This is a genomic window from Melioribacter sulfuriphilus, from assembly GCF_052656625.1.
In genome coordinates this window covers 15255-29501 of the sequence record NZ_JBQXXK010000010.1, presented here as the reverse complement: position 1 = coordinate 29501, position 14247 = coordinate 15255, and the positions used below count along the sequence as shown (strand labels likewise).

The following is a 14247-nucleotide window of genomic DNA, read 5'->3' as shown; positions in this document are numbered from 1 at the left end:
CGAAGCAACCGTCATTAGAAGATCTTCCATGTGTTGTTCAATTTATTCGATTTCAAGAAAAAAATTGTAGAAGCTAAAGAAATCATATCTGCCTTATTTTATATCCTCTGTAGTAAAAAGAAATTAACCACTCCTGTCCCAACTTGTTGCTGCTTTTAAATATGCCCGTCAATCTCTTTTTATTATATTATTATTACAATTTTTCGATGTGGACTATAATCGATAGTTCGCTTCTTTATCAATTGTATTTATTAAAAATATCGGGGTATTTATGAAGTTTTTAAAGTCCCTTACTTTCTGGATTTTTATAGGTTTTGCTTTCGGTATTTTGTTCGGTTATATATTTAAGGAAAGCATATTACCTCTTGCCAATCCAATGGCGACAATTTTTATCAATACCTTAAAAATGATTGTCATGCCAATCATTATCTTTTCAATTGCCAGTGGAATTCTGAATATCGAATCAGGAAAGGAATTAAAGAGGCTCGGTATTAAAACTTTTTCATATTATTTGATTACTACTGCTCTTGCTATCTTGACCGGTCAAATTCTGGTTTTACTTGTAAAACCCGGCTCAAATATAACCAATCTGGTTTCTGCTGAAGTGGATAATATACCTGCTACTGAGGGAAGCATTATCGATATTCTGATCAATATAATACCTACAAATCCATTCAAAGCTATGGCTGAAGGAAATGTAATACAGGTGATCTTTTTTATGATATTATTTGCTTTAGTTATTATGCAATTCGAGGATAAATACCGTACGTTTTTCAACGATTTTTTCCAGGGCGGATTCAATGTTATGATGGAAATGGTACGCTGGATTGTCTGGCTGGCTCCCATTGGTGTATTTGGTATCGTTGCAGGTATTGTTGCCGAAACTGGATTCGATGCAATTATTGGATTGATGAAATATTTCTTTACGGTTTTAAGTGGACTCCTTATTCACTCGATTATTACTCTACCGCTTATCCTCTCGCTCTTCGGTAATATGAATCCATGGCTCCATTTTAAGAATATGCTACTCGCTATTGAAACTGCATTTTTTACAAGTTCGTCAATGGCAACTCTGCCAATTACAATGGACTGCGTAATCAATAACGATAAAGTCGAACCTAAAGTAGCCAATTTTGTGCTGCCCATCGGAGCTACAGTCAATATGGACGGCACGGCGCTTTACGAAGCCGTTGCGGTTATTTTTATCGCACAGGCTTACGGTATTGAACTGACTTTTGTTCAGTTAGCAATTGTCTTAGTGACAACCATACTGGCTTCGATTGGTGCGGCTGCAATTCCAATGGCGGGATTTGTTATGATTACAGTTATTCTTAAAGCTGTTGGTCTTCCGCTTGAAGGGGTCGGATTGGTTCTTGCTGTCGATAGGTTACTCGATATGGTGCGTACGACTGTAAATGTATGGAGCGACTCGTGCGGCGCCGTGGTTGTAAATAATTTGAGCCGTAAAGAGATATTAGTTCGTTCTGATAGTTAGTTGTTTCATTTTTATTTTTTTATTAACGCAAGGCACTGAAATGAAAAAGAAGTTCTATATGGCAATTAGTTTTGTTTTTCTTCTTTTATCATGTAGCAATGAAAAAATATTCGTTAGAGACGAAATCGATCTATCGGGAGTATGGCAATTCCAGCTCGACCCTGAAAATGCTGGCATTGAAAAAAAATGGTACGACAGAAATTTGATCGATTCCATTTCGCTTCCCGGTACAACAGACTCGAATAAAAAAGGCTTTCTTAATACTGATACGACAACTCTACACCTGAACAGGGAATTCAAATATGAAGGTGCCGCCTGGTATCGCAAAAAAATTATTGTACCTGAAAATTTCAAAGGCAAACATATTGAACTGATGCTCGAAAGAACCAAACCTTCTATGCTCTGGATTGACGATAAATACATCGGTAATTCATTCCTGCTGCAGTCACCTCAGCATTACGACATCTCGAATGTTCTTACACCTGGAACTCATTTCATCACTTTGAGAATTGATAACGATCTGAAATTGACTCCTTACGGAAATGTCCATATCTACAGTGACGATACTCAAACCAACTGGAATGGAATTATCGGTAAAATTTATATCGAATCATGTGAAAAAACTTTTATAAAGGAATTACGCGTTCAACCTGAAATTAATAAAAACAAAGCAGAGGTTATTATTGGACTCGAAAATGGTTTAAAACTATCAACAGTCGATATTGAATTGAATGTTGCTATAGTTAATAATGGAGTTAAAGATGGACAAAAATCAGTTGAATATAAAATGCCTGCAGATTCAGTAATTCGCCTTGAATATATTTTTGAAGATGCTCCATTATTATGGGATGAATATAATCAGCCGCTTTATGAATTGACTGTTTTGATTAAGAGTAAAAAAATAATCGATAGTAAAACTGTGAAGTTTGGCATGCGTGAATTTAGGGCTGAAAGAAAACAATTTTCGATAAATGGACGGAAAACATTTTTGAGGGGAAAACATGAAGCGGCTGTATTTCCGTTGACAGGTTTTACTCCGACAGATGTCGAAAGCTGGATGAGAGTATTCAAGATTGCAAAAGCCTACGGTATCAATCATTACAGATTTCACAGCTACTGCCCGCCTGAAGCGGCATTCGAAGCAGCCGACCGCATCGGAATTTATCTTCAAGCTGAACTTCCATTCTGGGGAGGGCTCGAGTCGGATTCGATTGCATCAAAACTTAAAGCTGAAGGGATCGGAATACTCAGAAGTTACGCCAATCACCCATCTTTTGTTATGTTAGGAGCCGGTAATGAAATCTGGGCGGGTCACGACCGCATTGCAATGATTATTTCTGAATTAAAATCTATTAACTCCAGCTTGCTCTACACAACGGGAGCAAATAACAATATAGGATATCGAGCACCAGATGAAATTTCCGACTATTATATCGGCGCCAGGACTCCTTATTTGCATGATACTACTCTTACACACTTACGACTATCACAGGCATTTGCCGATTCTAAAGACGGCGGAATTCTCAATAGTTTTTATCCATCAACACAAATTAATTTTGACTATCCCGTAAGTCAAATCAGTATTCCTGTAATAAGTCACGAAGTTGGGCAGTATCAAATTTATCCTGATTACAATGAGATAATAAAATATACAGGTGTGTTAAAGCCGTGGAATTTAGAAGTTTTCCGCAAGAGAATGATTCAAAATGGATTGGCGGGCATGGATAAAGATTTTCAAAAAGCCTCGGGTGCATGGTCAGCTATCTGTTACAAAGCAGAAATTGAAGCTGCATTGAGAACTAAAGATCTTGCGGGTTTCCAGTTGCTCGATTTACAGGATTTTCCTGGACAGGGAACTGCTCTTGTTGGAATCCTTGATGCATTTATGGAAAGCAAAAATGTGGTGTCAATCGATAACTGGAAACAATCCTGTAACGATGTTGTGCTGCTGGCTGAATTCCCGAAATATTGCTGGCGATCGAATGAAAGTTTCCTGGCAAATATAAAAATTGCAAACTATTCGAATAAGGAAATTATCGAAAATGTTGAGTGGGAATTGACAAATGGAAAAGAAGTCATTGCATCGGGCAAAGTAAAAAATTACAAAACAACTCCGGGTAAACTTTCAGACGCTGGAAAAATCAAAACAAAATTATTTTCAGAAACACCAGTAAAACTGAATCTGAAATTGAATTACGGTCATTACAAAAATGAATATCCCCTGTGGGTTTATCCATCAGATAAAGTCGAACTAAATTTAAAAGATATTATAGTTACTGATAGGATCGACGATAAAATTAGTGCAGAACTTCGAAGAGGAAAAAAAGTACTTCTCTTTCCAGATCATAAATTGATCAAAGAAAAAAGCGTTGAAGGTTTATTCATCCCCGATTTCTGGAATTACGGCATGTTTAAACAAATTAGCGAAATGAACAAACGACCTGTATCCCCTGGCACTCTCGGAATTCTTACCGATCCAGATCATCCATTATTCAATAACTTCCCGACAGATTTTCACACCAACTGGCAGTGGTTCTCGATAATAAAAGCCTCTCGTCCTTTGATTTTGAATAAACTTACGGATTATAAACCAATTGTTAGTATGATTGATAACCTCGAACGGAACTACAGGCTTGGACTTATTTTCGAATTTAAAGTTGGCAATGGTTCATTGCTTGTGTGCATGTCGAATCTAAATAAAATTAAAGATTATCCCGAAGCGTACAATCTTTACAAATCGATTCTGAATTATATGCAGTCGGATAAGTTCAATCCATCGTATCGTATTGATGAAAGACAATTGAAAGAATTATTCTGAAAAATATTATCTGGAGCAACATACTTTCTGCGTTGTTTTATATTGTTGATTTGTTATAAATTCACTCGAGGACAGAAGATAAGTCAATTATTCATTGACTTCTTCTTTAAGATAAAAATGATTAATCAATCAATTGCTATTGTCTTCTATTCCTTGAAAAGAACGAGGGTCAATCCGACTCATATTAACTTAATTAAAAGATAAATTGGTTATATTAACATTCGTCATTTTTACATAAAAAGAAAAGAGGATTAGATGAAGCGCTTTGCAACCCTTCTGCTTGTTTTCCTTTTATTTTCTTCGATGCATTCACAGAATAAAAATACCTGCAAAACCGATCTAATTACGAATGTAATCAACAGAGAATTGACTTCACTGAATGGAAGATGGAATTATATTATCGACCCGTATGAAAACGGCTTTTATAATTACAGGCGTCAGCCGTACGATGAAATAGGCGATCGTACAGGCGGATTTTATTCGAACAGAAAACCAGTCGATAAAACTGATCGGGTCGAATATGATTTCGATTTAGCTCCTGCGATGACAATCCCCGGCGACTGGAATTCTCAGGTAAACGAACTTAAACTTTATGAAGGAACGGTCTGGTTCAAAAGAGATTTTCAAATAAAGAAAAAAGCTGGCAAACGATATTTTCTCTACTTTTGTGCTGTCAATTATGAAGCGCACGTTTATTTAAACGGCAAAAAACTCGGCGTTCATATCGGTGGTTTTACCCCGTTTAATTTTGAAGTGACCGAACTGTTAAATGAAGGCAGTAATTTTGTCGTTGTAAAAGTTGATAATAAAAGGAGAATGGACGGAGTGCCAACAGTCAATACCGACTGGTGGAACTACGGAGGAATAACTCGTGACGTTTATCTGATAGAAACCAACGATACGTTTATTCGTGATTTCAAATTGCAATTGAATAATAGCGATCCCGAACTGATTGAAGGTTTTGTACAACTCGACGGAAGCAAATTTGAGCAAAACGGAATTATCACAATCGCAGAGGCAAGTGTTAAGCATAAATTCAAAACCGATGAAAATGGATATGCTGAATTTAAGATACGCGTAAAAAACCTGAATTTATGGAGTCCCGAAAATCCATTTATTTATGATGTGAAAATCGAGACGGAAACTGATACGCTGAAAGATAAAATTGGATTCCGTACAATTGCCGTTAAAGGTACTGACATATTGTTGAACGGCAAGTCGATATTTTTACGAGGCATATGTATACACGAAGAGAATCCGTTAAAAACTGGCAGGGCATATAGCGAAGCCGAAGCCCTGATGCTGCTCAACTGGGCAAAGGAGCTCAATTGTAATTACGTACGCCTGGCTCACTATCCTCATAACGAGTATATGGTTAGAACAGCTGAAAAGTTAGGACTCCTCGTATGGGAAGAAATTCCGGTCTACTGGACAATTCAATGGGAAAACGAATCTACTTTCCAGAATGCAATGAGCCAGCTCGAAGAGATGATCGTCAGGGATAGAAACCGCGCAAATGTAATCATCTGGTCGATGGGTAACGAAACGCCCGTAACTGAAGAGCGAATTCGATTTATGAGTAAACTTGCAGAAAGAGCCAGAGAACTCGACGGCAGTAGATTGATATCTGCCGCGCTCGAAGTTCATCGTCGAGATAACGAACCATTTACTTACGTTGTTGACGATCCACTTGGAAAATATCTCGACGTGTTGTCGTTCAATGAATATATTGGATGGTACGACGGCAAACCCGACAAGTGCAGCAAAATTAATTGGGTATTCGGTTACGATAAACCCGTATTAATAAGCGAAACAGGTGCGGGCGCATTGCAGGGTTACAACGCTGATAACCTTACTGTCTGGTCGGAAGAACATCAAGCCTATTTCTACAAAAAACAAATTGAAATGATCAGTAAACAAAAACAAATAAAAGGAATGACTCCATGGATTCTTGTGGATTTTCGCTCGCCGAGAAGACAACATCCAGTTTACCAGAATTTCTGGAACAGAAAAGGTCTGGTTTCCAGCTCCGGTATTAAAAAGAAAGCTTTTTTCATACTGAAAAACTTTTACGACAAAATTCAAAACCAATAACCAAAAACCAAGAACAACGAACAAAGAACAAAGAACAACGAACAACGAACAACGAACAACGAACAAAGAACAAAGAACAAAGAACAACGAACAACGAACTACGAACAAAGAACAAAGAACAACGAACAAAGAACTAAGAACAACGAACAAAAATCACATGCGCACATTTGTATTGATAATATTGAGTTTCCACGGTATAATTCATCTATTCGGTTTTATAAAAGCCTTTAATCTTGCAAAAGTTGAGCAGTTAAAGAGTCACATTTCGAAGCGGGACGGATTGTTATGGTTAATAGCAACAATTCTGTTTCTGTCTGCAGCGATATTATATTCGCAAGATTTTTATTTATGGTGGGTGGTGTGTTCAGCGGGCATTGCAATTTCGCAGTTTCTAATTTTCAAGTACTGGCGGGATGCAAAATACGGCACGTTAGTCAATCTTATTTTGATTGTTCCAGTAATTGTGATTGCTGCAGATAGTTTGCCAGTCGGTTTTAAAGCCGAATTCAAGACAGAAGCACTCAAAAGAATTTCTTCAAGCGGACAAAAGTTGATTGTGACTTCTTCCAACATTGAACATTTGCCTTTGCCTGTAAAGAAATATTTGTTATATACGGGCGTAGTTGGAAAACCGCGCGTTTACAATTTCAAAGCCGTAACCGAAGGGGAAATAAAAACTTCACCCGATTCGAAATTTCTTAAATACACTTCTGTACAATACAATTTTATTGATAGTCCGGCACGTATTTATTTAATTCGGTCTTCACTTTATGGCATTCCTTTCGAAGGCCTGCATACTTATATCGATTCAAATGCTATTATGAGGATCAGGCTTGCGTCATTTTTTAATGTTGCCGAAGCAAAAGGTGATATTATGAATAAAAGCGAAACCGTAACTATGTTCAACGACCTTTGCCTTCTTGCACCGGGCGCTTTAATCGATAGAAAAATTAAATGGTTTCCCATTGATTCGCTTACTGTAGATGCGGTTTTTGAAAATGCTGGTAGTAAAATAAAAGCCCGACTCTATTTCAATGCAAAAGGTGAACTCGTTAATTTCGAATCCAGCGACAGATACGAATCGAGTGATGGTAAAACATACAGGAATTACAAATGGAGTACTCCTGTCAAAAATTATCGCAATTTTGGGGATGTAAAACTTGCGTCCTACGGCGAGGCTGTCTGGCATGAACCCGATGGAAAATTTATTTATGCTAAGATGTATGTTAAAAATGTCGATTATAATGTGAAATCATTCTCATCCGAAAAATAGTTTTTGAATATTTATTCTGTCCATTGCATCTAATCCGACGGAGTTAATATTTAATTGTGTATTATTACGTTCAAAAAAAATAGTGATTGATGAATCCTTACATACAAATTTTTCTGGGAAGTCTGTTGTTGAGTCTGGCTCATGCTTTGATTCCGAGCCACTGGTTGCCACTGGTAACAATAGGAAAAGCTGAAAAATGGTCACAGAAGGAAACTCTTAAAATTACTGCAGTAACGGGTTTCTCCCACACTTTAAGTACTGTAATCATCGGTATTGTTGTGGGAATTGTTGGATACAAGCTTTCGGAATCGTATCATCTGATTACACATTTTTTTGCTCCTGCTGTGTTGATATTTCTCGGACTAATTTACTTATCACTCGAATATCGCCATAAATTTATCAAACATCCTCACAAACATCATCACATTGATATCGATCATATAATCGATAAGAAAAAGAATAAAAGATCAATTGTGCTTACTTTAATGATTGCCATGTTCTTTTCGCCGTGCCTTGAAATTGAAATATATTATTTAAGTGCCGGAAGGATGGGCTGGAGCGGGATTGCTATCGTATCGGTAGTCTACTTTTTTGTAACTGTCTTCTTTATGATGCTACTCGTTTATCTGGTTGGAAAAGGAATGAATAAACTTAAATGGGAATTCCTCGAACACCACGATAAATTGTTTACTGGGCTTATATTAATTATTGTTGGATTGCTTGCATACTACATCGAATATTAATGCGTAGAAAAAGCTAAACGAACTATCATTTCAGCAAAAGGAGTTTTATTGTCTTTGAATACTTGCCGGCATTAAGTCTGCATAAATAAAGTGACGAAGCTGATTTACCAAATTCGTTCATCGACAATCTATAGGTGTGATTCCCTTTGATTTGGTGCTCGCTAATTAACGTTTTCAACTCTCTACCAAGTAAATCATAAACTTTTAATTCGACAAACGAATTTTCTGGCAGGTAATACTTTATTGTCGTTGAGGGATTAAATGGATTGGGATAACATTCAATATCAAAATTAGATGGATTTTCCATAACGATATCAGTGATAACAGAATTCTGAATTATAGCTGGTAATATTTCGGGGTCGTCAGGTGTATAATTATATGGTACTTCATAGTTGCAACCATCGACTGCAAGGATACTTGAATTTACGAGGTAATTGTTAAAAAGTAATGCATAGCCTTTTTCTACACTGTAATCGGACATAACTGCTTTGCCGACATTTTCAAAATAATTGTTTTCTACTCTAACCCAGGCACCCATTCTTGTATTGATTGCAGTATTACAATTCTTATAATAATTATTGAAAATATGAGCTCTACCGAATCGAATACTTGGAAGTCTCGACTCGCAATTATCAAATAAATTGTGGTGGAAGGTCACGCGTATAACTGTGTCGGCATATTGTTCATCTCCCGAACTAATAAGTATGGTTTTATAATGGTCGTGAAAGTGTGACCAGGAGACGGTAATAAATGAAGATTCGTTTTTAATGTCGAGCAATCCATCGTAATAATCGATACCGTGATTTCTATCGGAGAAAAATTCGCAATGGTCAATCCATATATTTTGCGATTTCCCGTTTATTTCCAGCGCATCCTGAGGTTTTACATGCGAAATTGTAATATTCTTCACAATAACATTCCGCGCGTTGTTGATTGAAAGTTCAATCCCTTTCAGATAATTTACCACTCCAGTACCAATTAATGTTTTATCGGAAGTAACAGTGACAACATCTTCTCCTTCGAGCATACCTTCAAATTGGACATAATAAGGTTGTGGGCTTCCAAGATATTTTTTCAGGTCGTCGAGCGAACGAGCTGTTACTGTATCCCCGAGTGCCCCGCCGATTAACGTAAACGTGGTTCCTCTGTCGTCCAGAATACCGGCATAGCCGATTAAGTTAGTGTCCTGTTGAATTCCCGAAGGCAGGAAACGTGCAGTAACTTCGACATTCTGCTCAATTTTAAATGTAAATATCGAGTCATTAGATGTGTGAGTTCCCATCCAGCAATCGAGAAAATAGCCCGGGTTTGGATGTGCCGTGAGTGTAATTTCTGTACCGGCATCGTAATAGTCTTTTACGGGTGTATACGAAACAGTTCCCCACTCTAAGTTATTTGTATTTATGTTTACTGTGTAAGATGGCGTACAGTTGTCTGGTAAAATTTCACCACCTAAGATCTTAAAATAATCGTAATTGCCAAGCCCTTTTTCGGCTAATGCTTCAATTCGAATTTTGTGACTTCCGCTTAGGAGAAAAACTTTTAGAGTATCAGATTCCCGCCAGTTTTTCCAGTCGACCGTGGTGGGGAAGTAGACTGTATCAATAATTACGTTGCCATCGATTACAAGTCGAGCATTCCGATCGTCGGTGCCACCAACTGCATAACGCCAGATGAAAGAATATTCTTTATTCTCCGAAACATAAATTTGCCAGCTGATGCTTTTACCAATGCCAAAGTCCGTATCTGCATAGCCTTCTCCTGTATAACCCGAAACGCTACTGTCGATTTTACCATCTACTGAACAAAAACCGATTTCATTTTCCTGAATTATTGTTTCCTGAGAAAATATCAACTGAAAACTTAGAAATAAAAATATCGGGATTAACTTTTTCATTGCTGAATTAAATTTAATTGGACGATTAAATTTAATTCGCAGAAATCACTATAACAAGTACTTAAAATTCAAGACTGATACCGATCGAGGGTAAAATTCCAATAGAAGATTGTACATCGACTTCCTTTTTTCTATCGTCCCAGCTAATTTCATTTGAACTTTTGTTGTTATAGATATTTTGAATGTCGATATAAGTAATTAATGCAAAGTTTTCGAAATACCATCTTTTGTCGACTCTTATATCGAGAGAGTGAAAAGGTTTGAATCTGAGTGAATTATATTTTTCAACTAACTGTTTGCCGTCTGGTTCAAAAGGCGTATAAGGATTTCCAGTGGCAAATCGGAATTTCAACGAGCCTTCTAAAGTTGAGTTAAAGATATATCCACCACTTAGATTTATTATCCATTTCTGGTCGTATTTGCCGGGTCTTTCAACTCCATCGAGTGCAGTAAAAATAGATTCGTTCCACGTTACGCTTAATATACCATAGTGAGGAATATCGGAAGATTTCTTCTGTATAGAGACTTCGATGCCTCTTGCAAATCCTTTTCCTGAACTGACAAGCGTTTCTAAAGCAAATGAAGAAAAATTATCGGTACTACCACCAAAGCCAGCTCCTGTGTTTGTAAGTATCAAATAAGGTCGCAGTTTACTGACCGGGTAGTCGTTATAATATTTATAATATGCTTCTGCTTTTAATCGCATGTCATCTCTTAATTTTAATTCGTAACCGGCAATCAACTGGTTTGCTCTGATTGCACGTAAGCTCTTGTTTTCTTCTGAACCTGCCAGCCATATATACGAAGGGCTTTGATAGTAAACTCCACCGGATATTGATATTGCCTGACTTGGGTCGAGCATGTAAGAAACAGAGACGCGGGGTGCAAGATAAAATCGTGAGGTTAAAAAGCTGTAATAATCTGCTCTCAATCCGACATTAAATAAAAACATCCCCGCCGTAGTAGAATATTGTACGTAACCAGCGTACTTACTATAACGTTCATTTAATTTCAGTTCGCCCACATTTAATGTGTCGCCGTATGAAGTTACAAATTGCGGGAAAAAAATATCCGTTTTGAATTTAACCGACTTTAATATAACTCCGAGATTAATTTCAGACCGATTGTTCAATTTGTAAACAGCATCGAACTTAAGCGTGTTTTCGCCTTCAATAGAGTTGTTTAGAAAAATTGGGGTTAAGTTCGTATCCTTTTGAGAAGCGTTGATCTCAAAAAAATTTCTGCTCAGAGATATATCGTAAAAACCTCTGTCGTAAATGTGACGGTAAGACAGCCCTGTTAAATACTCATTCTGATTCGAACCGAGTATACGAGAGTTTTCGTAGAGATCGTCGGAGTTATTGTTGTTGTATTTAACTTTGTCGAAAGCACCTAAGAACAAAAAACTGAGCGAGTTTTTGCTGTCGATCTTATGGTCGTATTTAGCGAGTGCGTCATAGTACTCCGGTACAAAATTAAATCCCGCAGCGTCGAAAATGAAGTCGAGATAACTTCTTCTGGCTGATATTATAAAACTGGAATTTCCCGATACAGGACCTTCGAAGTCGAGTCCGAACTGAGTGGCAGAGATCGTAGCTTTACCACCGAGACGGTCAGTACGTCCCTCTCTTAAATCGATTCTCAAAACAGATGAAATTTTGTCGCCATATGCTACAGAAAAGCCTCCTGTCGAAAAGTTTGTTTCTCTGACGAAATCAAGATTAACATAACTTAAAGGACCACCTGTGGCGCCCTGACTTCCGAAATGATTTATGTTTTGAACAGGATATCCGTTTACAAGATATAAATTTTCCGATGGAGCTCCACCGCGTACTATCAGGTCGTTGCGTCCCGGACTTGCTTGTGCAATTCCAGGTAGTACAGAAAGTGCTCGAATTACATCTTCAAAACCACCCGGCGCCCGACGAATTTCTTCGTAACTGAAATTTGCAGTGCTATTTAATTCGTACGGATCTGAATTGAAGTAACCTGAGCTTACTGTAACGCTTTCTATCTCGATTACCTTTTGTTTCAATTCAATCAATAATTCTGCAGGACGGACATTTGTTACGATTATTTCGGACTTAGTTATAGGTTCATAGCCTATGAAAGAAGCTTTTATTTGATATCTGCCAGGTTCGAGATTTCCTATCTCAAAATTACCATCAGCATCGCTGGCAGCTCCTTTATTTGTACCGATTAATACAATATTTACTCCAGGTAAAGGTTCTTTTGTGTCTCTATCAACAACCCGTCCGGTAATTTTTCCGTTTTGTGCAAATATTCCACACGATAATACGAATAAAATAATTATTAGATTTTTCATAACTTCGTTAAATTTTTTTTTTGATAAACGCATTCAAATTAAAATAGGTTCCGTTACTTAATGAAGTAATTGCAATTATTTTTTATATTTGCTTCAAAATTAAGCATTACTTTTATGACAGGCGACACTCTGGACATAGAGACACTCAATTACATTAGTAAAAATTCGCGTGATTTTTTTATCTGCATCTGGAAAGAGGGCGAAATTGAATTTTATTCGGATAACGTAAATTTGATTTTAGGCTATACAGTTGAAGAATTGAAAAGAATGAAAGAAGGGCATCTATCACTTGTTGCCGAAGAAGATTCAGAGTACCTGAGAAATCGGTTCCTCGAGTTTGATGGCGATTCTTCATTGAACAAACTTGAAATCGAATACCATTGCCTCAGCAAAAACAGTACGACACTTTATCTGAAAGAAATTGTCAGCTCGGTAAGAGATAACGAGGGCAATATAGTCAGGCGTGATTCTATCGTGTTCAACCTTACTGAAATTAAAAAGCAGGAAGTAGAACTACTGTCGGAAAACAGGAGATTAAAAGAAATAAATGAGAATAAGGACAAATTTATATCGATTATATCGCACGACTTGAAATCACCATTTACAACCCTGCTGGGATTTTCTGAAATTCTTCTGAACGAGAGGGATTTATCTGAAGAAGAAAGAAACGAATATATTCGTTACATCTACGAAGCTTCTAAGAGCGAATTGAATTTAATTAATTGCCTGCTCGACTGGTCGCGACTTCAAACCGGAAGAGTAAAAGTGGAAGCTTCGAGATTAAATGTGAGAACTACAATTGCAAACGCAATAGCAACGCTTACTGGCGAAGCCGTACGCAAGAACATTTCAATACATATTGATATACCTCCCAGTTTGTATATGTTCGCCGACGAGCGGTTAATCTCGCAGGCTGTAGTTATTCTGGTTAGTAATGCAATTAAATATTCTCACAAAGGTAAAGAAGTTCAAATTACGGCGCAGCGTTTTAAAGAAGGTATTATCGAAATTGTTGTTAAGGACGAAGGACTTGGCATCTCGGAAGAGAATCAGACAAAATTGTTCCGTATCGATCAGAAATTTGTTTTGGCCGGAACCGAAGGTGAAAAAGGGAGCGGTCTTGGACTTACTCTCATGAAAGAAATAATCGATAAACACAACGGAAAAGTCTGGCTCTATTCTGAAGAAGGAAAAGGAAGCGAATTCCATTTTACAGTGCCCGAAGCCAAATATATAATTTTACTTGTTGAAAACAATCCAGATGATATCAGTTGCATTACAAAGTTGATTAATGAAAATCTTCCGCAATTCGAAATCAAACTTGTCAAAAATGGCTACGACGTTATTAAGTTTTTAAAGGAAGAAATTCCTGCCGTTATTATTGCAAATCACGAAATGCCTTTGATGAAAGGGTTTCAACTGGTGGAAGCCGTTTATAAACACGATGCACACAAAAATATTCCATTTATTATTATGATGAATGGACAAGACGATGAAAATGCCAGGAAATATACACGCCAGGGAGTATTTAAGGTTCTTATAAAACCGCTTGAACCAGAAGAGTTTAAAAATACAATTAAAGATTCTTTATTTTTATGAGG

General features: G+C 37.2%; 8 protein-coding genes. 6 read left to right on the top strand and 2 right to left on the bottom strand.

The features are described from left to right. Nucleotides 1–271: 271 nt before the first annotated feature. The 5 genes from ACUN8G_RS12975 to ACUN8G_RS12955 all read left to right on the top strand — a co-directional run bounded on the left by ACUN8G_RS12975 (nucleotide 272) and on the right by ACUN8G_RS12955 (nucleotide 8423). Nucleotides 272–1495 (top strand): dicarboxylate/amino acid:cation symporter, encoded by a 1224-nt coding sequence (locus ACUN8G_RS12975; protein ID WP_437345366.1) that lies wholly within the window; start codon nucleotides 272–274, stop codon nucleotides 1493–1495. A 40-nt stretch (nucleotides 1496–1535) separates the two neighbouring features. Further along, a complete protein-coding gene (locus tag ACUN8G_RS12970; protein WP_437345365.1) occupies nucleotides 1536–4313 on the top strand; it encodes a DUF8487 domain-containing protein in 2778 nt (925 codons plus the stop codon). A gap of 255 nt (nucleotides 4314–4568) precedes the next feature. After that, complete coding sequence (locus ACUN8G_RS12965; protein ID WP_437345364.1) at nucleotides 4569–6407, top strand: glycoside hydrolase family 2 protein; 1839 nt, start codon at nucleotides 4569–4571, stop codon at nucleotides 6405–6407. Nucleotides 6408–6564: 157 nt separating this feature from the next. Beyond that, the gene (locus ACUN8G_RS12960) at nucleotides 6565–7680 is read left to right on the top strand and encodes a DUF6544 family protein (protein ID WP_437345363.1); all 1116 of its coding nucleotides are present in this window, start codon (nucleotides 6565–6567) and stop codon (nucleotides 7678–7680) included. An 89-nt stretch (nucleotides 7681–7769) separates the two neighbouring features. Continuing rightward, complete coding sequence (locus ACUN8G_RS12955; protein ID WP_437345362.1) at nucleotides 7770–8423, top strand: hypothetical protein; 654 nt, start codon at nucleotides 7770–7772, stop codon at nucleotides 8421–8423. 25 nt (nucleotides 8424–8448) lie between these two features. On the opposite strand, the gene ACUN8G_RS12950 is transcribed toward ACUN8G_RS12955, so the two are convergent. Both ACUN8G_RS12950 and ACUN8G_RS12945 read right to left on the bottom strand, forming a co-directional pair. Continuing rightward, complete coding sequence (locus ACUN8G_RS12950) at nucleotides 8449–10320, bottom strand: pectate lyase family protein (RefSeq protein WP_437345361.1); 1872 nt, start codon at nucleotides 10318–10320, stop codon at nucleotides 8449–8451. Between the two features lie 61 nt (nucleotides 10321–10381). Next, complete coding sequence (locus ACUN8G_RS12945; RefSeq protein WP_445480947.1) at nucleotides 10382–12646, bottom strand: TonB-dependent receptor; 2265 nt, start codon at nucleotides 12644–12646, stop codon at nucleotides 10382–10384. A 114-nt stretch (nucleotides 12647–12760) separates the two neighbouring features. Between ACUN8G_RS12945 and ACUN8G_RS12940 the strand changes: the two genes are divergently transcribed. Further along, complete coding sequence (locus tag ACUN8G_RS12940) at nucleotides 12761–14245, top strand: hybrid sensor histidine kinase/response regulator (RefSeq protein WP_437345359.1); 1485 nt, start codon at nucleotides 12761–12763, stop codon at nucleotides 14243–14245. Nucleotides 14246–14247: the final 2 nt, after the last annotated feature.

What these genes read in the sequence shown, in the direction of transcription:
- ACUN8G_RS12975 (WP_437345366.1), top strand. Translation starts at nt 272, where the DNA reads ATGAAGTTTTTAAAGTCCCTTACTTTCTGGATTTTTATAGGTTTTGCT.
- ACUN8G_RS12970 (WP_437345365.1), top strand. Translation starts at nt 1,536, where the DNA reads ATGAAAAAGAAGTTCTATATGGCAATTAGTTTTGTTTTTCTTCTTTTA.
- ACUN8G_RS12965 (WP_437345364.1), top strand. Translation starts at nt 4,569, where the DNA reads ATGAAGCGCTTTGCAACCCTTCTGCTTGTTTTCCTTTTATTTTCTTCG.
- ACUN8G_RS12960 (WP_437345363.1), top strand. Translation starts at nt 6,565, where the DNA reads ATGCGCACATTTGTATTGATAATATTGAGTTTCCACGGTATAATTCAT.
- ACUN8G_RS12955 (WP_437345362.1), top strand. Translation starts at nt 7,770, where the DNA reads ATGAATCCTTACATACAAATTTTTCTGGGAAGTCTGTTGTTGAGTCTG.
- ACUN8G_RS12950 (WP_437345361.1), bottom strand. Translation starts at nt 10,320, where the DNA reads ATGAAAAAGTTAATCCCGATATTTTTATTTCTAAGTTTTCAGTTGATA.
- ACUN8G_RS12945 (WP_445480947.1), bottom strand. Translation starts at nt 12,646, where the DNA reads ATGAAAAATCTAATAATTATTTTATTCGTATTATCGTGTGGAATATTT.
- ACUN8G_RS12940 (WP_437345359.1), top strand. Translation starts at nt 12,761, where the DNA reads ATGACAGGCGACACTCTGGACATAGAGACACTCAATTACATTAGTAAA.